This window comes from Pseudomonas sp. UBA7500 (assembly GCF_002478435.1).
GTDB classification, from domain to species: domain Bacteria; phylum Pseudomonadota; class Gammaproteobacteria; order Pseudomonadales; family Pseudomonadaceae; genus Aquipseudomonas; species Aquipseudomonas palmensis.
The window spans coordinates 89,276-112,472 of sequence record NZ_DLNW01000001.1 but is presented as its reverse complement, the minus strand read 5'-3'; the positions used below and the strand labels follow the sequence as shown (position 1 = coordinate 112,472).

General features: G+C 63.5%; 20 protein-coding genes and 1 tRNA gene. 9 read left to right on the top strand and 12 right to left on the bottom strand.

Annotated features, from left to right (window positions below; all coding sequences use genetic code 11):
* Positions 1-94: 94 nt before the first annotated feature.
* From B4I46_RS00460 to B4I46_RS00445, 4 genes are all read right to left on the bottom strand, one after another.
* Complete coding sequence (locus B4I46_RS00460; RefSeq protein WP_054916193.1) at positions 95-346, bottom strand: DUF1653 domain-containing protein; 252 nt, start codon at positions 344-346, stop codon at positions 95-97.
* Positions 347-425: 79 nt separating this feature from the next.
* The gene (gene fadA, locus B4I46_RS00455) at positions 426-1,601 is read right to left on the bottom strand and encodes an acetyl-CoA C-acyltransferase FadA (RefSeq protein WP_043864569.1); all 1,176 of its coding nucleotides are present in this window, start codon (positions 1,599-1,601) and stop codon (positions 426-428) included.
* Positions 1,602-1,630: 29 nt separating this feature from the next.
* Positions 1,631-3,778: a fatty acid oxidation complex subunit alpha FadB gene (fadB, locus tag B4I46_RS00450; protein WP_043864570.1), complete on the bottom strand. Its 2,148-nt coding sequence runs from the start codon at positions 3,776-3,778 to the stop codon at positions 1,631-1,633.
* 439 nt (positions 3,779-4,217) lie between these two features.
* Complete coding sequence (locus tag B4I46_RS00445; protein WP_043864571.1) at positions 4,218-4,655, bottom strand: hypothetical protein; 438 nt, start codon at positions 4,653-4,655, stop codon at positions 4,218-4,220.
* Between the two features lie 108 nt (positions 4,656-4,763).
* On the opposite strand from B4I46_RS00445, the gene B4I46_RS00440 reads away from it, so the two are divergent.
* Positions 4,764-5,207, top strand: coding sequence for a universal stress protein (locus B4I46_RS00440; RefSeq protein WP_043864572.1), 444 nt, complete (start codon positions 4,764-4,766; stop codon positions 5,205-5,207).
* 42 nt (positions 5,208-5,249) lie between these two features.
* On the opposite strand, the gene B4I46_RS00435 is transcribed toward B4I46_RS00440, so the two are convergent.
* A complete protein-coding gene (locus B4I46_RS00435) occupies positions 5,250-7,169 on the bottom strand; it encodes an ATP-binding cassette domain-containing protein (protein WP_043864573.1) in 1,920 nt (639 codons plus the stop codon).
* 210 nt (positions 7,170-7,379) lie between these two features.
* Between B4I46_RS00435 and B4I46_RS00430 the strand changes: the two genes are divergently transcribed.
* A complete protein-coding gene (locus tag B4I46_RS00430) occupies positions 7,380-9,308 on the top strand; it encodes a transglycosylase SLT domain-containing protein (RefSeq protein WP_043864574.1) in 1,929 nt (642 codons plus the stop codon).
* Positions 9,309-9,405: 97 nt separating this feature from the next.
* Here the strand turns inward: B4I46_RS00430 and B4I46_RS00425 are convergent, their stop codons facing one another.
* Positions 9,406-10,209: an MOSC domain-containing protein gene (locus B4I46_RS00425; RefSeq protein WP_286897989.1), complete on the bottom strand. Its 804-nt coding sequence runs from the start codon at positions 10,207-10,209 to the stop codon at positions 9,406-9,408.
* A gap of 75 nt (positions 10,210-10,284) precedes the next feature.
* Positions 10,285-11,220 (bottom strand): chemotaxis protein CheV, encoded by a 936-nt coding sequence (locus B4I46_RS00420; RefSeq protein WP_286897987.1) that lies wholly within the window; start codon positions 11,218-11,220, stop codon positions 10,285-10,287.
* Positions 11,221-11,617: 397 nt separating this feature from the next.
* Here B4I46_RS00420 and B4I46_RS00415 point away from each other — a divergent pair, with 397 nt between their 5' ends.
* The 3 genes from B4I46_RS00415 (at position 11,618) to B4I46_RS00405 (ending at position 14,084) form a co-directional block, all read left to right on the top strand.
* A complete protein-coding gene (locus B4I46_RS00415; protein WP_043864577.1) occupies positions 11,618-12,079 on the top strand; it encodes a hypothetical protein in 462 nt (153 codons plus the stop codon).
* Between the two features lie 459 nt (positions 12,080-12,538).
* Positions 12,539-13,435, top strand: coding sequence for a sensor histidine kinase (locus tag B4I46_RS00410; protein ID WP_043864578.1), 897 nt, complete (start codon positions 12,539-12,541; stop codon positions 13,433-13,435).
* Positions 13,425-14,084 carry a response regulator gene (locus B4I46_RS00405; RefSeq protein ID WP_043864579.1) on the top strand — a complete coding sequence of 220 codons (660 nt, stop codon included), beginning with the start codon at positions 13,425-13,427 and terminating at the stop codon, positions 14,082-14,084. The genes B4I46_RS00410 and B4I46_RS00405 overlap by 11 nt, the downstream gene beginning before the upstream one ends.
* Here B4I46_RS00405 and yegS read toward each other — a convergent pair.
* Positions 14,068-14,967: a lipid kinase YegS gene (yegS, locus tag B4I46_RS00400; protein ID WP_043864580.1), complete on the bottom strand. Its 900-nt coding sequence runs from the start codon at positions 14,965-14,967 to the stop codon at positions 14,068-14,070. The genes B4I46_RS00405 and yegS overlap by 17 nt on opposite strands.
* 299 nt (positions 14,968-15,266) lie before the next feature.
* Between yegS and B4I46_RS00395 the strand changes: the two genes are divergently transcribed.
* Together B4I46_RS00395 and B4I46_RS00390 are read left to right on the top strand one after the other, a co-directional pair.
* On the top strand, positions 15,267-16,721 hold the full coding sequence (locus B4I46_RS00395; protein WP_088514233.1) for a mannose-1-phosphate guanylyltransferase/mannose-6-phosphate isomerase: 1,455 nt from the start codon (positions 15,267-15,269) through the stop codon (positions 16,719-16,721).
* Between the two features lie 65 nt (positions 16,722-16,786).
* Positions 16,787-18,031: a glycosyltransferase family 4 protein gene (locus tag B4I46_RS00390; protein ID WP_043864582.1), complete on the top strand. Its 1,245-nt coding sequence runs from the start codon at positions 16,787-16,789 to the stop codon at positions 18,029-18,031.
* On the opposite strand, the gene glp is transcribed toward B4I46_RS00390, so the two are convergent.
* Entirely contained in the window at positions 18,020-19,246 is a 1,227-nt protein-coding gene (gene glp, locus B4I46_RS00385; protein ID WP_043864583.1) for a gephyrin-like molybdotransferase Glp, read from the bottom strand. The two genes, B4I46_RS00390 and glp, sit on opposite strands and share 12 nt — an antisense overlap.
* Entirely contained in the window at positions 19,230-19,769 is a 540-nt protein-coding gene (gene moaB, locus B4I46_RS00380; RefSeq protein ID WP_043864584.1) for a molybdenum cofactor biosynthesis protein B, read from the bottom strand. The genes glp and moaB overlap by 17 nt, the downstream gene beginning before the upstream one ends.
* A gap of 200 nt (positions 19,770-19,969) precedes the next feature.
* On the opposite strand from moaB, the gene B4I46_RS00375 reads away from it, so the two are divergent.
* Together B4I46_RS00375 and B4I46_RS00370 are read left to right on the top strand one after the other, a co-directional pair.
* The gene (locus tag B4I46_RS00375) at positions 19,970-20,191 is read left to right on the top strand and encodes a YgdI/YgdR family lipoprotein (protein ID WP_043864585.1); all 222 of its coding nucleotides are present in this window, start codon (positions 19,970-19,972) and stop codon (positions 20,189-20,191) included.
* A gap of 79 nt (positions 20,192-20,270) precedes the next feature.
* Positions 20,271-20,347 (top strand) — tRNA-Pro (locus B4I46_RS00370).
* 142 nt (positions 20,348-20,489) lie between these two features.
* Here the strand turns inward: B4I46_RS00370 and mqo are convergent.
* Together mqo and B4I46_RS25520 are read right to left on the bottom strand one after the other, a co-directional pair.
* Positions 20,490-22,076: a malate dehydrogenase (quinone) gene (gene mqo / locus B4I46_RS00365; protein WP_054916197.1), complete on the bottom strand. Its 1,587-nt coding sequence runs from the start codon at positions 22,074-22,076 to the stop codon at positions 20,490-20,492.
* A gap of 368 nt (positions 22,077-22,444) precedes the next feature.
* The gene (locus B4I46_RS25520) at positions 22,445-23,149 is read right to left on the bottom strand and encodes a methyl-accepting chemotaxis protein (RefSeq protein ID WP_376787174.1); all 705 of its coding nucleotides are present in this window, start codon (positions 23,147-23,149) and stop codon (positions 22,445-22,447) included.
* Positions 23,150-23,197: the final 48 nt, after the last annotated feature.

Below are 23,197 nucleotides of genomic sequence, written 5' to 3'. Positions count from 1 at the left end.
GAAAATTCCTGAATAACGAAAATAAAAACACGGCAGGTACCTGACGTGGCACCGCTATATATAGTGGCAACAGAGTGAGGTCAAGCGCCGAAGGTTAGCCCACTTGCGCATCGGCACGCGAAAACAGCTCGGGTTCGGCCTCGACCAAAGCAAAGCGCGGCACGTGCTCGCCGTCAACCTCGACCGACTCGGTGAACATCGAAAGCGGGCGTACCCACAGGCCGAAATCGCCGTACAGGGCCTGGTAGAACACCACCCACTCCTCGGTCTCGGAATGGCGCGCGGCACCGAATACACGATACTCAGGCCCTTTGTAATGCCGGTATACGCCTGGTTGTATCTGCATGCTGCCAACCCTCTTGAAAAAAAATCTGCAAAAAGCAAAAAACCGGGGCACAAGGCCCCGGCTTCCGACAACGAAACGCTTAGATGCGTTCGAAGACGGTGGTGATCCCCTGACCAAGGCCGACGCACATGGTCGAAACACCCAGGGTACCGCCATTCTGCTTCATGACATTGAGCAGAGTGCCGGAAATCCGCGCACCGGAGCAACCGAAAGGGTGACCCAGGGCGATTGCGCCGCCGTGCAGGTTAACCTTCTCATCCATCTTGTCGAGCACTTTCAGATCCTTGAGCACTGGCAGGGCCTGTGCAGCGAAGGCTTCGTTGAGCTCGAAGAAGTCGATATCGGCAATGCTCAGGCCCGCACGCTTGAGGGCTTTCTGGGTTGCCGGCACCGGGCCGTAGCCCATGATCGCAGGGTCCACGCCGGCCACCGCCATCGAGCGGATCACCGCCAGCGGCTGGATGCCCAGGTCCTGGGCACGCTGGGCCGACATCACGATCATGCACGAGGCGCCGTCGGTGATCTGCGAGGAGGTACCCGCTGTCACGGTGCCGCCCTTGGGGTTGAACGCCGGCTTCAAAGCCGCCAGGCTTTCCAGGGTGGTGTCCGGGCGAATGGTTTCGTCGTAGTCGAAGACCTTGAGGAAGCCGTTCTCGTCATAGCCCTGCATCGGGATGATTTCGTCCTTGAACTTGCCTTCGACCGTCGCCTTGTGGGCGAGCTGGTGCGAACGCAGACCGAAGGCGTCCTGCTGCTCACGGCTGATGCCATGCATCTTGCCCAGCATCTCGGCGGTCAGGCCCATCATGCCCGAGGCCTTGGCCGCATACAGCGACATGTGCGGGTTGGGGTCCACGCCGTGCATCATGCTCACGTGGCCCATGTGCTCGACACCGCCGACCACGAACACATCGCCGTTGCCGGTCATGATCGCCTGGGCAGCCGTGTGCAGCGCGCTCATCGACGAACCGCACAGGCGGCTGACAGTCTGGCCGGCCGCAGTGTGCGGGATCTGGGTCATCAGCGAAGCCATGCGCGCGATGTTCCAGCCCTGCTCCAGGGTCTGGTTCACGCAGCCCCAGATCACGTCCTCGACTTCACTCGGGTCGACCTTGACGTTGCGCTCCAGCAGCTTGCTGATCAGGTGCGCCGACATGTCTTCGGCGCGGGTGTTGCGGTGCATGCCGCCCTTGGAGCGGCCCATCGGCGTACGACCGAAGTCGACGATCACGACGTCTCTTGGATTCAAGCTCATACAATATTCTCGCTCTAGTCGTTGGGCGCTTAACCGAAGAAGCTCTGGCCGTTCTTGGCCATCTCGCGCAGCTTCTCGGTGGGGTGGTACAGCGCGCCCAGGTCGGCGTACTGGTCAGCCAGGGCAACGAACGCGGCCACACCGATCGAATCGATGTAGCGCAGTGCACCGCCACGGAACGGAGGGAAACCGATGCCGTAGACCAGGCCCATGTCGGCCTCGGCCGCCGTCTCGACGATGCCGTCTTCCAGGCAGCGCACGGTCTCCAGGCACAGCGGGATCATCATCCAGTTGATGATGTCCTCGTCGCTGACTTCACGCTGCTCGTAGACGATCGGCTTGAGCACTTCGAGCACCGACGGGTCGGCAACCTTCTTCTGCTTGCCGCGCTTGTCGGCCTCGTAGGCATAGAAACCCTTGCCGTTCTTCTGGCCCAGGCGCTTGGCTTCGTAGAGCACGTCGATGGCCGAACGACGGTCATCCTTCATGCGGTCCGGGAAGCCCTCGGCCATCACGTCGCGGCCGTGGTGGCCGGTGTCGATGCCGACCACGTCCATCAGGTACGCCGGGCCCATCGGCCAGCCGAATTTTTCCATGATCTTGTCGATGCGCACGAAGTCCACACCGGCGCTCACCAGCTTGGCGAAACCGCCGAAGTACGGGAACAGCACGCGGTTGACCAGAAAGCCCGGGCAGTCGTTGACCACGATCGGGTTCTTGCCCATCTTCTTGGCGTAGGCAACGGTAGTGGCCACCGCCAGTTCGCTGGACTTCTCGCCACGGATCACTTCCACCAGCGGCATCATGTGCACCGGGTTGAAAAAGTGCATGCCGACGAAGTTTTCCGGACGCTTGAGGGCCTTGGCCAGCAGGCTGATGGAAATGGTCGAGGTGTTGGAAGCCAGGATGGTGTCCGCCTTGACCTGGTCTTCGACCTCGGCCAGCACGGCCTGCTTGACCTTGGGGTTTTCGACCACGGCTTCCACCACCAGGTCCACGTGACCGAAGTCGCCGTAGGACAGGGTCGGACGGATGCCGTTGAGCACTTCAGCCATTTTCGCGGCGGTCATGCGGCCCTTGTCGACGCGGCTGACCAGCAGCTTGGCGGCTTCGGCCAGGCCCTGCTCGATACCGTGCTCGTTGATGTCCTTCATCAGGATCGGCGTGCCTTTGGAGGCCGACTGATAGGCGATGCCGCCACCCATGATACCGGCGCCGAGTACGGCGGCCTGCTTCACGTCCTGGGCGATCTCGTCGTAGGCCTTGGCCTTTTTCTTCAGTTCCTGATCGTTCAGGAACAGGCCGATCAGGCTCTGGGCTGCCGAGGTCTTGGCCAGCTTGACGAAGCCGGCGGCCTCGACTTCCAGTGCCTTGTCACGCCCGAAGTTGGCGGCTTTCTGAATGGTCTTGATGGCTTCGACCGGCGCCGGATAGTTCGGGCCTGCCTGACCTGCCACGAAACCCTTGGCGGTCTCGAAGGCCATCATCTGCTCGATGGCGTTGAGCTTGAGCTTTTCCAGCTTCGGCTGGCGCTTGGCCTTGTGGTCGAGCTCGCCGCTGATGGCGCGCTTGATCAGTTCCAGGGCAGCTTCCTGAAGTTTCTCCGGGACCACCACTGCATCGACGGCACCGACTTTCAGTGCGTCTTCAGGGCGGTTCTCCTTGCCGGCGGCAATCCATTCGATGGCATTGTCGGCGCCGATCAGGCGCGGCAGGCGTACGGTACCGCCGAAGCCCGGGTAGATACCCAGCTTGACTTCAGGCAGGCCGATCTTGGCTTTGGTCGACATGACGCGGAAGTCGGCCGCCAGGCACATTTCCAGGCCGCCGCCCAGCGCGATGCCGTTGATGGCGGCAACGGTCGGTACATCGAGATCTTCGAAATCGCTGAAGATTCTGTTGGCTTCGAGGTTGCCTGCAACCAGCTCCGCATCCGGCAGCTTGAAGTTGTCGACGAATTCGGTGATGTCGGCGCCGACAATGAACACGTCCTTGCCGCTGCTGACGATCACACCTTTGATCGACGCATCTGCCTTGATGGTGTCTACGGCCTGACGCAATTCATTCAGGGTAAGACGGTTGAACTTGTTGACGGACTCACCCTTGAGGTCGAACTTCAGTTCGACGATGCCGCTTTCAAGAGCCTTAACCGTGATGGCTTTACCTTCGTAAATCATCAACTGATCTCCACGATATGGAAGCTGAACTGTACACGCCGAACGCTGGCACGAAATTCGGCACCAGGCACACCCGTCAGCGCGATAGTCGGGATTCTGCGAGCGTCATGTGACATACAAACGCTCAATTCATACGCCCGTTTGATTTGGGTACGGACACATTCACCGAAAAGCCTGCCGTTGTCAAATACCCAAAAGCACGAGCAAAACGCGACTTTACGGTCATTCTGAGCGAAGGGGTGCGGGTTCAGCCTGTAGGTGATTGGCCATCATTCATGCAGGTGATCGGCCATGGATACACACGAGAGAGGCGGCGAAGGGATAAAGCGCAGCTACACTGAGGGCATCGAAGAAATTTCCGGCCTGCCTGGCCTTTTTTTATTCAGTTGCCGGCCCCGCCATGGGGCTGGCCCTGGCGGTCAATCACACGACTCACGGGTCACGCCAGCGCCTTGAGCAACCGGGCAATGTCCTGCAACGCTGCGGCATCCCCCTTCTCTCCCCAGCACAACGCGATCATCTGCGGGTTGGCCTCGACCTTGTAGACACTCGCCGGCAGGCGCGACAGGTGCTCGAGCACGCGCGCATCCTCGCAGGGCTCGCGCCACTGGTTGAGCCACACCCCTGGTGTCACCTGCCAGTAGCTCCAGCTGTCTGCATGCCCGCGACGGCGCGCACAATGATACTGCGCGCAGGTGTGCGGCGGCTCTTCGGGCAGCCAGTGCGGCCAGGTCTGCGGGGTGAGCTGCATGGCCAGCCCCATGCGCCGCGCCTCCAGGCGCAGGGCCATGCGCCCGCTGGTGCGACGCGAGGGCAAAAGCCAGACCATGGGGCTGAGCATCAGCGCAAGGATTGACACTACTACCCAGAACGTCATATCTGTTATTCCTATAAAGACTTTGCAAATGAGCTGGTTAGCCGACATCGATGCGATCAGCCTGAAACCGACCATACTTTAACTATCGCGATTGTCAGGAGAGCCCTCATGCCCTACGAACACATTCTGGTCGCCGTCGACCTGACCGAAGAATGCGACCCGGTGATCAAGCGCGCTCGCGAGCTGGCCACGCCCAACGGCACCAAGGTTTCCCTGGTACATATCGTCGAGCCCATGGCCATGGCCTTCGGCGGCGACGTGCCGATGGACCTGTCGCAACTGCAGCAGCAACAGTTCGACCAGGCCAAGGAGCGCATGGACCGCCTGTTCAACAAGTATCCGGAGATCAACCGCGGCGATTCCCACCTGACCTACGGCCAGCCTCGCCAGGAGATTCACCAGTTGGCCAAGGACCAGAAGTGCGACCTGATCGTGGTCGGCAGCCATGGCCGCCACGGCCTGGCGCTGCTGCTGGGCTCCACCGCCAATGACGTGCTGCACGGCGCACCGTGCGATGTGCTGGCGGTACGCCTGCAGAAGAAGGCCGACTGATACCAGAAGGCCCGCTGTTGGACACAGCGGGCCTTCTTCATATCAGCTGTCGAGCTCGGCCCAACGCTCCACCAGTGTGTCCAGCTCGCCCTGCAGCTTCTCGAGGCTGGCCAGCACGGCGGTGGTCTGGTCGATTGGCCGCTGATAGAAGCCTGCATCGGAAATCTCCGCCTGCACCGCAGCCATCTTCTGCTCCAGGGCATCGATCTGCCCCGGCAGAGCCTCCAGCTCGCGCTGCAGCTTGTAGCTGAGCTTCTTCTTGCCTTCATTGACCACCGGCGCTGCCGCAGGTTCGGGTGCAACGGCCTCGACCACCGCACTGTTGAGCTCGGACTTGCCCGACTTGCTTTCGGTCACGCCGAGCAGCTTGGGCGAACCGCCCTGGCGAATCCAATCCTGATAGCCGCCCACGTACTCACGCACCTTGCCCTCGCCTTCGAATACCAGGGTGCTGGTGACCACGTTGTCGAGGAACGCCCGGTCGTGACTGACCATCAGCACGGTGCCCTTGAAACCCGCCAGCACCTCTTCGAGCAGCTCCAGGGTTTCCACGTCCAGGTCGTTGGTCGGCTCGTCGAGCACCAGCAGGTTGGCCGGCTTGCTGAACAGCTTGGCCAGCAGCAGGCGCGCACGCTCGCCACCGGACAACGCCTTGACCGGCGTGCGTGCACGCTGGGGGCTGAACAGGAAGTCGCCCAGGTAGCTCAGTACGTGACGGTTCTGCCCATCGATCTCGATGAAGTCACGGCCTTCGGCCATGTTCTCGATCACGGTCTTTTCCAGGTCAAGCTGATGGCGCAACTGGTCGAAGTAGGCCACTTCGAGACGCGTGCCCGACTCCACCTTGCCCGAGCTTGGCTCCAGGTCGCCCAGCATCAGCTTGAGCAGCGTGGTCTTGCCGGTACCGTTGGCGCCCAGCAGGCCGATACGGTCCTCGCGCTGCAGGACCATCGAGAAATCCTTGACCAGGTAAGGGCCATCGGGGTGTGCGAAGCTGACGTTTTCCAGCACCATCACCTGCTTGCCGGACTTTTCCGCCACGTCGAGCAGGATGTTGGCCTTGCCCTGGCGCTCGCGACGCTCGCTGCGCTCCACACGCAGTGCCTTCAGGGCGCGCACGCGGCCTTCGTTGCGGGTACGCCGGGCCTTGATGCCCTGGCGGATCCACACCTCTTCCTGGGCCAGTTTCTTGTCGAACAGCGCGTTGGCAGTCTCTTCGGCAGCCAGCGCGGCTTCCTTGTGCACCAGGAAGCTGGCGTAGTCGCCGTTCCAGTCGATCAACCCGCCACGGTCCAGTTCGAGGATGCGCGTGGCCAGGTTCTGCAGGAAGGAACGGTCGTGGGTAATGAACAGCACGGCGCCGCCAAAACCGCTCAGGGCATCTTCAAGCCAGGCGATGGCGCCGATGTCCAGGTGGTTGGTCGGTTCGTCGAGCAGCAGCAGGTCGGGCTCGGACACCAGCGCCTGGGCCAGCAGCACACGCCGACGCCAACCACCGGACAGCTCGGCCAGGGTCTTGTCGGCCGGCAGCTGCAGGCGGCTCAGGGTGCTGTCGACCAGTTGCTGCAAGCGCCAGCCATCGCGCGCCTCAAGGTCGCTCTGCACGTGCATGAGCTTTTCCAGGTCGGCGTCGGTGTGAATGTTCTGGCTCAGGTGGTGATACTCGGCGAGCAATGCACCGACACCGTCCAGGCCTTCGGCAACCACATCGAACACGGTGCGCCCGTCGGCCACCGGCAGTTCCTGCGGCAGCTCGCCGATCTTCAGGCCCGGGGCACGCCACACATCGCCTTCGTCGGGCTTCTGGTCGCCCTTGACCAGGCGCAGCATGCTCGACTTGCCCGTGCCGTTGCGGCCGATGATGCAGACCCGCTCACCACGGGCGATCTGCCAGGACACCTTGTCCAGCAACGGCATGGCGCCGAACGCAAGGGACACATCGCTTAATTTGAGCAGGGTCATGATCTTCTCCAAAAACCGGGGGCGCATTCTACCTGAGTTGCGCCTGCTTCACATTAAGCGCGACCGGCGTGCCGACCGCAGTCCTGCATTACATGCCGATACAAGCACAATGCTTTCTTCCGCCCCCGGCAAACGGCTAAGCTTAAGCACGTAATCCCACCAGTGCTGGCGCCGCCGACACTCGTTTTGGTCAAACTGTCCGGAAGTATCATGCGCCGCAGCCTGCTCAGCCTCGTATCCTGTCTGCTTTTTTCCGCCACCGCGGCCAGCACCGTCCAGGCCGCCGATCTCACCCAGCAACGCCAGTACTACGATGAAGCCAAGCGTGCCCTGGCCAAGGGCGACAGCGGCCCTTACCGCCGTTACGAACAGGCCCTGCGTGATTATCCGCTGGAGCCCTACCTGGCCTACGACGAACTGACGGCGCGCCTCAAGAGCGCCAGCAACGCCGAGATCGAGAAGTTTCTTGCCGAGCATGGCGACCTGCCCCAGGCCAACTGGATGAAACTGCGCTGGTTGCGCTGGCTGGCAGAGCGCGGCGACTGGCAACCCTTCGTCAAGTACTACGACCCCAAGCTGAACTTCACCGAGCTCGACTGCCTCAACGGCCAGTATCAGCTCAGCCACAACCTGCGCGCCGAGGGCTATGCCACCGCCGACAAGCTGTGGCTGGTGGGCAAGTCTCAGCCGGCGGCCTGTGACGTGCTGTTCGACCGCTGGGCCGCCGAGGGCCAGCTGACCGAACAGAAGCGCTGGGAGCGCATCAAACTCGCGGCCCAGGCGCGCAACTACGCCCTGGCCAACACCCTGATCAAAGGCCTGAACACCCTGGGCCCGCAAGGCCGTCTGCTGGTGGATGTGGCGCAGAAGCCCGAACTGCTCAACAACCCCGGGCGCTTCACCCCGGTCAACGAAGCGATGTCCGACGTGGTCAGCCTGGGCCTGCGCCGCCTGGCGCGCCAGGACCCGGAGCGGGCCATGGCGCTGCTCGACGACTACGCCAATCGCATGCATTTCTCCCGCGACGAGAAGGTGGCGATCGCCCGCGAAATCGGCCTTACCCTGGCACGGCGCTACGACCCCCGCGCCCTGGGCCTGATGACCCAGTACGACCCCGAGCTGCGCGACAACACCGTGACCGAATGGCGCCTGCGCCTGCTGCTGCGCCTGGGCCGCTGGGAAGATGCCTACGAGCTGACCAAACGCCTGCCCCAGGACCTGGCCACCACCAACCGCTGGCGCTACTGGCAGGCGCGCAGCCTGGAGCTGGCGCAGCCGAAGAACCCGCAGATTCCACTGCTGTACAAGACGGTAGCGCGAGAACGCGACTTCTACGGGTTCCTGGCCGCCGATCGTGCACAGACCCCCTACCAGCTCAACAACAAGCCGCTGGTGCTCAGCCAGCAACTGATCAACAAGGTACGCAACACGCCCGGCGTGCGGCGCGCGCTGGAATTCCATGCCCGCGGCCAGATCGTTGACGGGCGCCGCGAGTGGTACCACGTCAGCCGTCATTTCAGCCGCGACGAGATGGTCGCCCAGGCGCGCCTGGCCTATGAAATGCGCTGGTACTTCCCGGCCATCCGCACCATCAGCCAGGCCCAGTACTGGGACGACCTGGATATCCGCTTCCCGATGGCCCACCGCGACACCCTGGTACGCGAAGCCAAGGTACGCGGCCTGCACTCGAGCTGGGTATTCGCGATCACCCGCCAGGAAAGCGCCTTCATGGACGATGCCCGTTCCCACGTGGGTGCCAGCGGCCTGATGCAGCTGATGCCGGCCACCGCCAAGGAGACGGCGCGCAAGTTCAACATCCCGCTGGCTTCGCCGGCGCAGGTACTGAACCCGGACAAGAACATCCAGCTGGGCGCCGCCTACCTGAGCCAGGTGCACGGCCAGTTCAACGGCAACCGGGTGCTGGCCTCGGCCGCCTACAACGCCGGCCCCGGACGCGTGCGCCAGTGGCTGCGCGGCGCCGATCACCTGAGCTTCGACGTATGGGTGGAGTCGATTCCGTTCGACGAGACCCGCCAGTACGTGCAGAACGTGCTGTCGTATTCGGTGATCTACGGGCAGAAACTCAATTCACCGCAGCCACTGGTGGATTGGCACGAGCGGTTTTTCGACGATCAGTAAGCGGTGATCAGCGCTTCGCCGGCAACGTCGAAGCGCAACCTTGTGGAGGCGACGGTGCGTGTGCAGGGGCCAGCCTTGCTGGCAAAGCGGCCCGTCGCTATTCCAGCACCTCGACCGCCATCCCCACCTGCAGCACGCCCTCGCCGTCGGCCACCAGGTTCTGGCCGAACAGCACATCCCCCTCCTTCTGCCGATAGGTCTTGAGCGTGGTCAAGGGTTCGCGATCGGGGCTGCGTTCGCCGGTCTGCGGGTCGAGGGTGGTGAGGATGCAGCGCGTGCACGGGGAAAGCACCCGAAAGGTCTGCTGGCCAATACGAATACGCTTCCAGCCATCCTCGACATATGCCGCACTGCCCTCGACCACCAGATTGGGCCGAAAGCGCAGCATCTCCAAGGGGCGCCCAACCCGCTGTACCAGGTCGTCGAGCGACGCCTGGCCGATCAGCAGCAAGGGGAAACCATCGGCGAAGGCCACACGGTCGCTGTTCTCACCGTAGCCGGCCGGCAGATAGCGGGTACGCGGCTCGGGCACATGCACCAGGCGCACCGGCTTGCCGATGAAGCGACTCAACCAGTCGGCCGCCGCATCGCCTGCATCCGGTACGCGCAGGGTGTCGCGCCAGATGGTCGCCCCACGCAGATTGGCGTCCGCTTGCGGCACCGCCACCTGCAAGGGGTCAAAACCCGGGGCACTGAGCACCAGACCGCCATCGGCGTCGTACAGCGCCGATAACTGGCTCATCTGCGGGTAGGCGCGCTGGGTCAGGAAACGTCCGTTGTCCTGCTCCACCAGCATCCAGCGCCGGTCACCCAGCAAGCCCAGCAGGCCGCACGGCGACTGGCCCAGGGCTTGCGCCTGGGCCGACTTGAGTGGGTAACGATACAACGCGCTCAGACGCATGGGCCGGCTCCGGATGATAAAGGTGCAAGCTTACACCGAAGGCCGGGCAACCGCTGCCCGGCCCTCGGTGCCGGCTCAGACGGTCGCTTCGTCCAGCATCAGGCGCTGGCGCACCACATCCACCAGCTTGTCGGGCTGGAACTTGGACAAAAAGTTGTCACAACCGACCTTCTTCACCATCGATTCGTTGAAGCTGCCCGACAAGGACGTGTGCAGTACCACGTACAGGCTGCGCAGGCGCGGGTCGTTGCGGATCTCGGTGGTCAGGCGGTAGCCGTCCATTTCCGGCATTTCGGCATCGGTGAAGACCATCAGCAACTTCGAGCACACGTCTTCACCGGCATCCGCCCAGCCTTTGAGCAGGTTGAGTGCCTTGAGGCCATCGCTGGCCACATGCATCTTCACCCCCAGCTGGCTCAGGGTTTCACGCAACTGCGCCAGAGCCACGGTGGAGTCGTCCACCAGCAGCACCTCCCGCCCTCGCGCCTGCGCCAGTACCGGGTCTTCCAGCTTGTCGCGGGACACCTTGGCGTTGTACGGCACGATTTCGGCCAATACTTTCTCCACGTCGATGATTTCTACCAGTTGCTCGTCGACCTTGCTGATGGCCGTCAGGTAATGCTGACGCCCGGCACTGGTGGGCGGCGGCATGATCGCCTCCCAGTTCATGTTGACGATACGGTCCACGCCTCCCACCAGGAACGCCTGCACCGAACGGTTGTACTCGGTGACGATGATGGTGCTGTTGGGCCCCGGCTCCAGTGGGCGCGTGCCGATGGCCTGGGACAGGTCGATCACCGGCAGGGTCTGCCCACGCAGGTTGACCACGCCGCACACATACGCATGGCGTTGCGGCATCAGGGTCAACTTGGGCATCTGCAGCACTTCCTGCACCTTGAACACGTTGATTGCGAACAGTTGGCGCCCGGCCAGGCGAAACATGAGGATTTCCAGACGGTTCTCGCCTACCAGCTGCGTCCTTTGGTCTACCGTGTCGAGAATGCCAGCCATTAAACAACCCCCAGGCGTGTCGCAAAAATTGAATTATCAACCGTGTATCGGCCGCGTTCGTCTTGGCTTGACCCCCCAAAATAAAATGCTGCGGGGGGCATTGATGTCACTTTAGCATCATGGTTTACTGCGCTGACAGTTTTGCAGTCGCGGCAGGTCATCAGCGATCACACCAAGCCAATGCCATCAGGGAAACCCCTAGCCACAATCGGGCGAGACCTGATGTTCGCAATATCCTTTAGCCATTAATGTGACGCCATTCTCATTGCATGAATGGAGTCAGGCTTTTGCTCGCTACTGCCTTGTTGTCCACAACCAATGCTAGCGTCTTGCCAAAACACCGGCTCCAGGGCGTTTCAGCCCCCATCCGCAGTCTGCGCCTGGCAGGAAACGACTGATGTCCGACACCACTGCGGACATCAGCGCCCTACACGACTTTCAGGTCGATGCCCACGTACTGCTGACCCGCGCTCAGGAGTGCCTGTCGCACCTTGACCTGATCGGCCACGATACCGACGCGTGCGACTGCCTGCTGAACACCCTCGGCACACTGGCCGAGCGTGCCCACCTGCAGGCCCAGACGCAGATCGCCGACTTCTGTCGCCAACTCTGTCATGTGCTCGAACCGCAGCAATGCCGCGCGCGCCTTCACGCTGCACTGCCCAAGCTGAAAGCCTGCCTGAGCCTGCTGGCCTGGCAGCTTGAACTGATCGACCCGCACACCGGCCAATTGAACCTGGACCCCCAAGAGCAACTGGCCTTGCTGGAGGAACTGGAACAGACCTTCCGGCAGTTGCACGCAGAACCGGCCAAGGCGACCGCCACACCCGCCGCCCCTGCACCCGCCCTGGGCGCATGAAGTTGCACAACTAACCGGCGTGGGAAATTTCCCCGCCGCACATCATTTCAAAGCACTTTCCCACAACACTAAGCATTAACTTACGCGTGGGCGGCGAGTTTCTGTCAGCTGTATACAAAAACAATATCAGCGCATATAGGACAAGTTGTGTATCGCCACCAGTGATAGCAAAGTGCTAGACTTTGCGCCATCCGGAACGACCGTACCAGCCCGTAAAACTGACAGTTCGGACATCTTTCACGCCCCGCGACCATTTCCAAGCGAAGTGATACTATGCCCGACGCAAATTGCACACCGACAATGCACGGTGCTGAAGTTTGGCGTTTTCAGCACACTTGAAATCGTCTGATTCCAGTGTTGGCAAAACTGCACAAAGTTAAATCCAGGCGTTGCCCCAAACGCCTGTTGGGCGATATTCGACCGGCTTTCAACAGCGATACTTCAGTGGCTTCATTCCCTATGCTCTCAAGCCTCAAGACACTCAAGCGCGGCCCTCCGGGCGCTTCTCTGCTGCATTGGCTGAGCGCCCTGCTGTGCCTGGTGTCGGCGGCGGCCAACCTGTACCTGTACCTGCGTGCGGCACCGATGCCCGGCAGCCTGCTGGCACTGCAGCTGGCCGCCCTGCTCGGAATTGGCTGGCAATTGCGCCAGGCCGCGCGCTCGATCGCCATGCGCCCCCAGGAGCTGGCCCACCGCCTGCTCGAGGTGCAGGAGAGCGAACGCCAGCGTCTGAGCCGCGAACTGCATGACGATATCGGCCAACTGCTGACAGCCGCCAAGCTGCAGGCAGACTGGCTGCAACGGCGCATGCCGGCCGACCTGCAGGAACACTGCGCCACATTGCGCAGCACCCTGGACGACACCCTGGCCAATGTGCGTGATGTGTCGGCGATCCTCAACCCACGCCAACTGGCCAGCCTGGGGCTTGAAGCGAGCCTGCGCGCGCACCTGCTGCGCACCCTGGAAAACACCGACGTGCACTGGAGCCTGGAGTGCAGGCAGCGCCTGGGTGGTATTCCGGAAGACATGGCCATCGCTGCCTTTCGCATTACCCAGGAAGCCGTCACCAACATTCTGCGACACGCCCGGGCGCGCAACCTGAGCGTGCGCATCGAGCGCACCCCCGAAGGCCTGGCACTATCGATCAGCGACGACGGCCAGGGCTTCACGCCTGCTGCCGCCCCCGGCGAGGAGGGCCAGCGCGGCATGGCCGGCATGAGTGAACGGGTCAACCTGCTCAATGGCCGGCTGAGCGTGAACAGCCAACCCGGCCAGGGCACCCACATCGACGTACTGTTCCCCTGGCCACCGCGTGCCCGTGAACGCGCCAATACAAGTAAACCCCATGATCTGTAATCTGTTGCTGGTGGATGACCACTCCCTGATTCGCGCCGGCGTACGCGCCCTGGTCGCCGACATACCCGGCTACGCCGTGGTAGGCGAGGCCAACGACGGTAGCCAACTGCTCGAACTGGTGCAGCGCCTGGACCCGGATATCGTGCTGCTGGACATCTCGATGCGCTCGACCGGGGGCCTGGAGGCCCTGGGCCGCCTGAAGGCTGCTGGCTGTCGCAGCAAGGTGCTGATCCTGTCGATGCACACCGACCCCGAGCTGATCATGCGCGCACTGGAAATCGGCGCCCATGGCTACCTGCTCAAGGACACCACCGCCACCGAACTGGAGCAGGCACTGGCCGCGCTGCGCAGCGACGAGCGCTACCTGAGCCCGGCCATCGCGCATACCGTGATCAACCAGGCGTTACTGCGCGCCCAGAGCAGCAAGCCCGAGGCCGTCGAGAACCACAACCTCACGGCGCGCCAGCTGGAAATCCTGCGCCTGATCGTGCGCGGCAAATCCACCCGTGAAATCGCCAACGGCCTGGGCCTGAGCATCAAAACCGTCGAGACCCACCGCTCGCAGATCATGAAACGCCTGCAGATCTACGACGTGGCGGGCCTGGTGCTGTTCGCCGTGCGCGAACAGATCATCAGCCTGGACGACTGAGCAGCGGCGACTCGGCGGGCAGGTGCACGCGCAGCGCCCCCGGCAGCGCACTGAAGCGCCAGCTGTCGCCTTGCAGCGGCTCGCCATCGAGGTTGATGTCCAGGCCTTCGGCGCTCTTGATCTCGACCCACGGCAGGCGCGCGCGAACGAACAGATTGTCCAGCCCCAGGCCCTCGCTCAGCAGGTCACGCAAAGTGCCGACCACTTCCTGCGGCGCCGGCAGGATGCTGATATCGAGCAGCCCGTCGTCCACCTGCGCCTGCGGGCACAGCACATGCCCGCCGCCGGCCTGGCGGCCGTTGCCGATTCCCAGGGCCAGCAACTGACCTTGCCAGTGAAAATCCGGACCTTGCAGCTCCACCGAGGCCGCACGCAACTCGCTGAAACGCGACAGCCCGGTGAACAGATAGGCCGCGGCACCGATTACCTTCTTCAGGTCCTCGGAAGTGCTGGCCGTGACCTGGCTGCCGAAACCGCCGGTGGCCATGTTGAGGAACACCTGCCCGCCCACCTCGCCCAGGTCGATCGCCCGCGCCGGCAACTCCAGCAGGTTCAGAGCCTGGTCCGGCTCCAGCGGCACACCGGCAGCCCGTGCGAAATCGTTGGCGGTACCCAGCGGCAATAGCGCCAGGCTGGCATCACCCCGGGCCTGGGCCAGCGCCTCTGCCACATCGCGCAGGGTACCGTCGCCACCACCGGCCACCAGATGCGGGTACCCCGCCGCCAGCGCCTCGTGCACCAGGCGCTGGGCATCGCCCCCCTCCCAGGTGAGTCGAACATCGAGCTGCCAGCCGCGCTCGCGCAAGCCCATTACCGCCGCGCGCACCTCGTCGTTCATGGCCTGCTTGCCATGCAGAATCAACAATGCCCTGCGCTCACCCATAACTGCTCCCCCGCATTGATCACCGCCGACGGCGGTGCCGCGTCAGATGACGCCCGTGTATATCGACCGATTACAACACGGTTCCGTTGCATGCGGACCACGTCAAAAACAGCGCTTTCACACAATTGCCATTGAAAGATTCTCAATCGATGTGCATCATTCGACAAATATTTGGCCTTCACGGACGATGCCAGTGATAAAAGTCACTTTTTTGACTCATTGAGCAAAGCGCCTGCCAGGTTCACCTTTTCCCTGTTATCACACCGCCTAGCGGTGCCCAGAACACGAGGCTGAGTGAAATGAGCACACTGATCCCTTGCATCATTGCCGGTGGAGCCGGCACCCGATTGTGGCCGGTTTCACGCGAGGCCATGCCCAAGCCCTTCATGCGCATGCCCGATGGCCAGAGCCTGCTGCAGAAAACCTTCCTGCGTGCCTGCGCACTCAAGGATGTGGCCCGCGTACTCACCGTCACCAATCGCGAAGTGTTCTTCCGCACCCAGGATGAATACCGCCAGCTCAAACAGCCCGGCATCGCGCTGGACTTCATTCTCGAGCCCTGCGGGCGCAACACGGCCCCAGCGATTGCCGCCGCCGCCCTGCACTGTGCCCGTGAATACGGCGAAGACGCCCACCTGCTGGTGCTGCCCGCCGACCACCTGATCACCGACCAGGCAGCCTTCGAAGAGGCCGTGGAACGCGCCCGCGCCCTGGCCGAGCAAGGCTGGCTGACCACCTTCGGCCTGGTGCCCACCCAACCGGAAACCGGCTTCGGCTACATCGAGAAGGGCCAGGCCCTGGATGCCCATGGCTATCGCGTGGAGCGCTTCGTCGAAAAGCCGAACGCAGAGATCGCCCAGCGCTATGTCGAGGGCGGCCAGCACCTGTGGAACGCCGGCATGTTCTGCATGCGTGCAGATGCCATCCTGCGCGAGCTGCAGCAGCACGCACCGCAGGTTCTGGATGCGGTCGGCGAATGCCTGGGGCTGAGCCAGAGCAAACAGGGCAACAACAGCCTGCAACTGGAACTGGATGCCACCAGCTTCGCGCAGGTTGCCGACATCTCCATCGACTACGCCGTGATGGAGCGTTCCACCCAGGTGGCAGTGCTGCCCAGCCAGTTGGGCTGGAGTGACATCGGCTGCTGGCGGGCGGTGCGCAGCCTGGCCCAAGGCGATGCCCAGGGCAACCAGTGCAACGGCGAGACCGTGCTGCACGACGTGAGCAACTGCTACATCGATTCGCCTCGCCGCCTGGTGGGCGCCATCGGCCTGGACAACCTGATCATCATCGACACCCCCGACGCCCTGCTGATCGCCGACGCGAGCCGCAGCCAGGAGGTCAAGCTGATTGCCCAGCAGCTCAAGCGCCAGGACCACGACGCCTATCGCCTGCACCGCACCGTGACGCGCCCCTGGGGCACCTACACCGTGCTCGAGGAAGGCCCGCGCTTCAAGATCAAGCGCATCATGGTACGCCCGCAGGCCTGCCTGTCCCTGCAGATGCACCATCACCGCAGCGAACACTGGATCGTGGTCAGCGGCATGGCCTGCGTGACCAACGGCGAAGAGGAATTTCTGCTCGACACCAACGAGTCGACCTTCATCAAGCCGGGGCGCGAGCATCGCCTGAGCAACCCCGGGGTGATCGATCTGGTAATGATCGAGGTGCAAAGCGGCGAATACCTGGGCGAGGACGACATCGTGCGCTTTACTGATATCTATGGACGCGCCCCGGCAGCAGCGATCGGCTGAGGCCCGCCAGGCGCGTTTTCGCATTCAGCCTGTCGACGCCCCTGCGGCAAGAGAGGAAGTGGGTCATGCGCGTACTCTGGACACTGCCTTACCTGCCCTGGCCCACCACCAGCGGCAGCAAGGCCCGGCAATACCACCTGTTGCGTGGCCTGGCTGAACGCGGGCACAGGATCACGCTGCTGGTGCACTCGAAAGTTCCGCTTGGCGAGGCAGCCCGACAGGCACTGGAGCCACTGCTCGAGCGCCTGATCGTGTTGCCGCGAAGGCCTTTGCGCAGCCCGCTCAACCTGCTGGCGGCGCTGTACGTCGGCTACCCGATGCGGGCCAGCACCAACGGCCTGGCGCCCCACCTGCGCCACTGCTTCGAAACGTTGCTGCGCGAGCAGTGGGATGTGATCCAGATCGAGCACAGCTACAGTTTCCAACCCTTCGAAAAGGCCCTGCAAGCCAGCGGCCTGCCTTTCATGGTCAGCGAGCATCATGTGGAGTCGGACACCGGCGCGGTGTGCCAGGACCGCCTGCCCCTGTGGCTGCGCCCGTTCAACAGCTTCGACCGCTGGCGCTACCGGCGCTGGGAGTCGCGGGTGCTGCGCCAGGCCAGCGAAGTGGTGGCCGTCAACCCGCGCGATGCCGAACAGATCCGCCAGTTCACCGGCCGCCCTGCCGAGGTGGTGATCAACGGCGTGGACTACGAGTACTACCAGCACATCAGCGCCTGCCCGCACAGCCAGCGCCTGCTGCTGGTGGGCAACTTCGAATACGGCGCCAACCTGGAGGCGCTGGAGTGGGCGCTGGAGGAGATCCTGCCGCAGGTATGGCTGAGCAACCCGGCCGTGCGCCTGGCGGTGGTCGGACATGCCCTGCCCACCCAGTGGAAGCTGCGCTGGAACGACCCGCGCATCGAATGGATCGGCTACCTGCCCGACCTGCGTGAGCTGCAACGCCACTCGGCGCTGTTCTTTGCCCCGCTGCGCCATGCCGGCGGGTGCAAGATCAAGTTGCTCGAGGCCATGGCCGCAGGCCTGCCGGTGGTCACCACCACCCAGGGCGCAGCGGGGTTGGCAGTGCGCAACGGCGAGCATTACCTGGGTGGGGACGACACCGACACGCTGGCACTGATCATCACCCGCCTGCTGAGCCACCCGACGCGCATGCAGCAGTTGTCCGATGCCGCGCGCCAGTTCGTGCGCGAGCAGCATGACTGGAGCAGGGCCGCCGCGCAGCTGGAGAGCGTGTATGCGCGACTCGCCGCGCAGGCCCCACTGGGCAACGACCGGGTTGCCCGGGGCCTGCTGCCGTCAGCCGAGTAGCTCGCTGAGGGGGATGAACTGCACGCTGTCGCCCTTGCCGGGCGCAGTGCCCTCGCGCACCTCCACCAGGCCCTCGGCCCACGCGGCGCTGCGCAGCACACCCGAGCTCTGGTTCTTGTAGATCAGCGCCTGGCCCTGCTCCATGCGCGCGCGCAGGTATTCGCGGCGATTGCCTGGCTTGGGCCAGTCGAAACCGGCAGGCACGCTGAACTGCAGCGGCGTCACGTCCTGCACACCCTGGCGGCGCAACAGGTACGGCCGGGTGAGCAGGCCGAAGGTGACCAGGGTCGACGCCGGGTTGCCTGGCAGGCCGATCACCGGCACCCCGCGAAAATGCCCGAAGGTCAGCGGCTTGCCGGGCTTGATCGCAAGCTTCCACAGCGACAGCTCACCTTCTTCGCGCAGGGCGATACCCAGGTAATCGGCCTCGCCCACCGATACACCACCGGTGGACAGAATCAGGTCGACGTCCTTGAGCTGGCCCAGGCGCTCACGGGTCAACGCCAGATCATCGGGCAGGATGCCGGCGTCCTTCACCTCGCAGCCCAGGCGCTGCAGCCAGCTGACCAGCAGGCGCCGGTTGCTGTTGTAGATCTGCCCGGGGCCCAGGGGCAGCCCCGGCTCGACCAGTTCGTCGCCGGTGGAAAGCACCGCCACCCGCACCTTGCGCACTACCGACAGCACCGCGCAGCCGAGCGAGGCAGCCAGGCCCAGCTCGACCGGCCCGAGGCGGGTCCCGGCGTCCAGCACGGTTTCACCTGCCCGGGTTTCCTGGCCCTGCGGGCGCACGTTGAGCCCGGCACTGAGCGGCTCGGTGAAACACACGCGTTGATCGGGCTGAACGTCGGCGTTCTCCTGCATCTCGACGCAGTCGGCCCCTGCCGGCAGCGGCGCACCGGTAAAGATGCGCGCACAGGTACCCGGCTCCAGAGGCGCAGGCGCCTGCCCGGCCTGAATGCGCTGGCTCACCACCAGCGGCGTGCCCTGCCAGTCGGCGTGGTGCAGTGCGTAGCCGTCCATGGCGCTGTTGGGCCAGGGCGGCAGATCAAGGCCGGCGACCAGCGCCGTGGCCAGCACACGGCCCTCGGCAGCAGCCAGTGGCACCTCTTCGCAGTCTTCGATGCGCGCCGCTTCGGCCAGCGCCAGCAAGCGCTCCAGTGCCTGCTCCACGGGCAGCAGCGGCTTTGCCGCAACAGGCTCAGCCACGGCTTTCACACGGCGCCGCCTGCTTGAGGTGCGCGACGAAATTGCACGGGCGATGGCGTACATCCAGTTGCTCGGCAAGAATCCCGTCCCAGCCGGTGCGTACCGCGTTGGTCGAGCCGGGCAGGCAGCACACCAGCGTACCGTTGGCCAGCCCGGCCAGGGCGCGGGACTGCACGGTGGAGGTGCCGATATCGGCCAGGGAGATATGCCGGAACAGTTCACCGAAGCCGTCGACCTGCTTGTCGAGCAGGCAACCGACCGCCTCGGGGGTGCTGTCGCGGCCGGTGAAGCCGGTGCCGCCCGTGATCAGTACCACCTGCACCTGCTCGTCGGCGATCCAGGTAGCGACCTGCGCGCGAATCTTGTAGAGGTCGTCCTTGAGCAGTACACGGGCGGCCAGCGCGTGGCCGGCAGCAGTCAGGCGGTCGACGAACACCTGGCCGGAGGTATCGGTTTCCAGGGTGCGGGTATCGCTGACGGTCAGCACGGCAATGTTCAGCGGCACGAACGGTACATCAGCCTTGGCTTTCATGAGGAAGGTGAATCCATGACAGGGAAAGAATGCCGCCAGTTATATCACAGCCCTCCCCGCGCCCGCCCGCCAGCGGCCGATTGCATTGTTCCCGATCAATGACGCGGTTCAGCCGCTATGCTCAAGTTGCGAGGAACTTGCTGGGACGCGATGCGTCTCAATGACATGACCCGCAACTTCCCCCTCAATGGAGAAAGAATATGATTCAACGGACCCTCCCCGCTTTCCTGCTCGCCCTGGGCCTGGGCACCCTCGCCGGGTGTGCTTCGCCTACCGTGATCACGCTGAATGACGGACGTGAGATCCAGGCGGTCGACACCCCCAAGTACGATGAAGATTCGGGCTTCTATGAAATCGAACAGCTCGACGGCAAGAGCACCCGGATCAACAAGGACCAGGTCCGCACCGTGAAAGAGCTGTAAAAGGCAGTACAGACGGCAAGCTTCAGGCCCCTCGCCGGGGCTTGCCGGTCGCGTTTTTTTTTGAGTAGAATTTTGTCATCGGAGTGTAGCGCAGCCAGGTAGCGCGTCTCGTTCGGGACGAGAAGGCCGCAGGTTCGAATCCTGTCTCTCCGACCAGATCGGCAAAAACCACAAAGCCCGCTTTTGCGGGCTTTGTGGTTTCTGGCTGTACTGCATCCGCTGTGGCTCAAACCCGCCCCCACAAGGATGTCAATCATCCGGTGGGGGCGGGCTCGATCCGCGAAGCGTCAACCCGACGTTACTGCGCGGCCACCGCCGTCTCGTCCGGCAGCACCGGCACGAACAGCAGGTTCAGGCGCGAGCTGCTCCACTCACGGGTCTTGTTGGTCAGCTCGAGGTTGTTGTTGAGCTTCTGACCATAGGTCGGCACGATCTGCTTCAGCTTGGCCTGCCATTCAGGGGTCTTGATACGGTCCTTGAAGGTCTTTTCCAGCACGGTCAGCATGATCGGTGCGGCGGTGGAGGCACCTGGCGAGGCGCCCAGCAGCGCGGCGATGGTGCCGTCCTGCGAAGCCACCACCTCGGTACCGAACTGCAGGATGCCACCGTGCTCGGGATCCTTCTTGATCACCTGGACGCGCTGGCCGGCCTGCAGCAGTTTCCAGTCTTCGTTCCTGGCGTTGGGGAAGTACTCGCGCAGGGCATGCATGCGGTCTTCGAAGCTCAGCATCAACTGGCCCATCAGGTAGGTGCTCAGGTCGATGTTGTCGATACCGGCATGGGTCATCGGCATGATGTTGTGGGTGGTCAGTGCCGAGAACATGTCCAGCAGCGAACCGTTTTTCAGGAACTTGGTGGAGAAGGTCGCGAACGGGCCGAACAGCAGCACTTCCTTGCCATCGATGACACGGGTGTCCAGGTGCGGTACAGACATCGGCGGCGCACCGACCGAGGCCTTGCCGTACAGCTTGGCCTTGTGGCGTTTGACGATGTCCTGGTTGTCGGTCATCAGGAACTGGCCGCCCACCGGGAAGCCGGCATAGCCGTCAGCTTCCGGGATGCCGGACTTCTGCAGCAGCTTGAGCGCGCCACCACCGGCACCGATGAACACGAACTTGGCCTTGACGCTGGTTTCGACGCCCTTGTTGGCGAGGTCGGCGACCACCACGGTCCAGGTGTTGTCGGCGTTGCGCACGATGTCGCGCACTTCGTGCGAGGTGTGCAGCTTGACGTTGTCATGCTGGGTCAGCGAAGCGAACAGCTGGCGGGTGATCTCGCCGAAGTTCACGTCGGTACCGATCGGCATGCGCGTTGCGGCAATCTTCTGGTCGGCGGCACGGCCTTCCATCACGATCGGCACCCACTTCTGGATCTGCGCGTGGTCTTCGGAGTACTCCATGCCACGGAACAGCGAACTGTGCTGCAGGGCCGCATGACGTTTCTTGAGGAACTCGACGTTCTTGTCGCCCCACACAAAGCTCATGTGCGGCACGTTGTTGATGAACGAGGTCGGGTTGTTCAGCACCTTCTGCTCGACCTGGTAGGCCCAGAACTGCTTGGAGATCTCGAACTGCTCGTTGACGCCCACCGCCTTGCTGATGTCCATCGAACCGTCAGCCGCTTCGCTGGTGTAGTTCAGCTCGCAGAACGCAGAGTGGCCGGTACCGGCGTTGTTCCAGGCGTTGGAGCTTTCCTCGGCCACCTTGTCCATGCGCTCGTACACGTCGATGGACCAATCCGGCTCCAACTCGTTGAGGTAGGTCCCCAGGCTTGCACTCATGATGCCGCCGCCGATCAGCAGCACGTCGACGGTCTTTTCCGGTTCACTGGGCTTGGAGCAACCCATGACGCTCAGGCACAGGAGCGTCAGCAGGATTTTTTTCATAGTTCAATCCAATTGAAGTGAAGTGAAGTGATTGGCAATGACCATCACGCCCGCAGTGCACGCCCGTCTCTTGTGGTTCTGCGCGCGCAGGCCATGGCTCAAGGCATGGCGTCCAGGCCTTCGAGGCTGGCTGGCGGCTGGGGTATCGAGGGTGCGGGGAACGGTCTGACGCCATGGCTGCCGTAGCAGCCCTGAATGTTTCGCAAGGCTTAAGCCTGGGTCGCCTTAAGCAGAAAGCGGGCCAACTTGCACAAGACCAACGGCTAATAGCTAGGACCTGTGGTCGCACCCCATCGTTGATGGTTTTGCTGGCGACAATCCGCCACATTGCCCGACATAAAGGCCGGCAGGTGGCGGATTTCCCCCGGTCAGGCCCGCAGGCGCGCCGTCACCTCGCCCAACCGACCCGACAGGTCGTGCAAGTGCTGCCCGGCCTGCTCGGTCCGCTGCACGGCGCCCTGATTGGCGGTGGCGATGCGGGTGATCTCCACCAGGTTGCAGGACATGTCTTCGGCCACGCTGGTCTGTTCCTCGGCGGCGGTGGCGATCTGGCGGTTCATGTCGCGGATGGCCTCCACCGCCTGGGTGATGCGCTGCAACATGGCACCGGCACGCTGTACCTGTTCGGCCCCCTCCTCGCTGCGGGCCTGGCCGTTCTCGATGGCCTTGACCGCCTCCAGCGCGCCCGACTGCACGGCGCTGATGATCTGGTTGATCTCGGCGGTGGACGCCGCCGTGCGCTGGGCCAGGTTGCGCACCTCGTCGGCCACCACCGCAAACCCGCGCCCGGCCTGGCCGGCACGGGCCGCCTCGATGGCAGCATTGAGCGCCAGCAGGTTGGTCTGCTCGGCGATAGCGCGGATCACCTCCAGCACCTTGCCGATACGGGCGCTGTCCTGTTCCAGATGGCGAATCACCGCCGCCGTGCCGGCGATGTCCCGGTTGACCGCGTCGATGGTGGCAATGGTCGACTGCATCACCTGCTCGCCGGCCTGGGCACTGTGGTCGGCATCATCCGCGGCGTGCGCCGCGTCCGCTGCATGACGGGCCACCTCCTGGGCAGTAGCGGACATTTCCTGCATGGCCGTGGCCACCTGGTCGGTCCGCTGGAACTGGTCTTC

Excerpts from the sequence above, each read along its gene's own strand:
- B4I46_RS00425 (WP_286897989.1), bottom strand. The coding sequence starts at position 10,209 with ATGCGTCTGAGCGCGTTGTATCGTTACCCACTCAAGTCGGCCCAGGCG.
- fadB (WP_043864570.1), bottom strand. The coding sequence starts at position 3,778 with ATGATTTACGAAGGTAAAGCCATCACGGTTAAGGCTCTTGAAAGCGGC.
- B4I46_RS00445 (WP_043864571.1), bottom strand. The coding sequence starts at position 4,655 with ATGACGTTCTGGGTAGTAGTGTCAATCCTTGCGCTGATGCTCAGCCCC.
- B4I46_RS00440 (WP_043864572.1), top strand. The coding sequence starts at position 4,764 with ATGCCCTACGAACACATTCTGGTCGCCGTCGACCTGACCGAAGAATGC.
- fadA (WP_043864569.1), bottom strand. The coding sequence starts at position 1,601 with ATGAGCTTGAATCCAAGAGACGTCGTGATCGTCGACTTCGGTCGTACG.
- B4I46_RS00395 (WP_088514233.1), top strand. The coding sequence starts at position 15,267 with ATGAGCACACTGATCCCTTGCATCATTGCCGGTGGAGCCGGCACCCGA.
- B4I46_RS00420 (WP_286897987.1), bottom strand. The coding sequence starts at position 11,220 with ATGGCTGGCATTCTCGACACGGTAGACCAAAGGACGCAGCTGGTAGGC.
- B4I46_RS25520 (WP_376787174.1), bottom strand. The coding sequence starts at position 23,149 with ATGTCCGCTACTGCCCAGGAGGTGGCCCGTCATGCAGCGGACGCGGCG.
- B4I46_RS00430 (WP_043864574.1), top strand. The coding sequence starts at position 7,380 with ATGCGCCGCAGCCTGCTCAGCCTCGTATCCTGTCTGCTTTTTTCCGCC.
- mqo (WP_054916197.1), bottom strand. The coding sequence starts at position 22,076 with ATGAAAAAAATCCTGCTGACGCTCCTGTGCCTGAGCGTCATGGGTTGC.
- B4I46_RS00390 (WP_043864582.1), top strand. The coding sequence starts at position 16,787 with ATGCGCGTACTCTGGACACTGCCTTACCTGCCCTGGCCCACCACCAGC.
- B4I46_RS00435 (WP_043864573.1), bottom strand. The coding sequence starts at position 7,169 with ATGACCCTGCTCAAATTAAGCGATGTGTCCCTTGCGTTCGGCGCCATG.
- B4I46_RS00405 (WP_043864579.1), top strand. The coding sequence starts at position 13,425 with ATGATCTGTAATCTGTTGCTGGTGGATGACCACTCCCTGATTCGCGCC.
- yegS (WP_043864580.1), bottom strand. The coding sequence starts at position 14,967 with ATGGGTGAGCGCAGGGCATTGTTGATTCTGCATGGCAAGCAGGCCATG.
- B4I46_RS00415 (WP_043864577.1), top strand. The coding sequence starts at position 11,618 with ATGTCCGACACCACTGCGGACATCAGCGCCCTACACGACTTTCAGGTC.
- B4I46_RS00375 (WP_043864585.1), top strand. The coding sequence starts at position 19,970 with ATGATTCAACGGACCCTCCCCGCTTTCCTGCTCGCCCTGGGCCTGGGC.
- moaB (WP_043864584.1), bottom strand. The coding sequence starts at position 19,769 with ATGAAAGCCAAGGCTGATGTACCGTTCGTGCCGCTGAACATTGCCGTG.
- B4I46_RS00410 (WP_043864578.1), top strand. The coding sequence starts at position 12,539 with ATGCTCTCAAGCCTCAAGACACTCAAGCGCGGCCCTCCGGGCGCTTCT.
- B4I46_RS00460 (WP_054916193.1), bottom strand. The coding sequence starts at position 346 with ATGCAGATACAACCAGGCGTATACCGGCATTACAAAGGGCCTGAGTAT.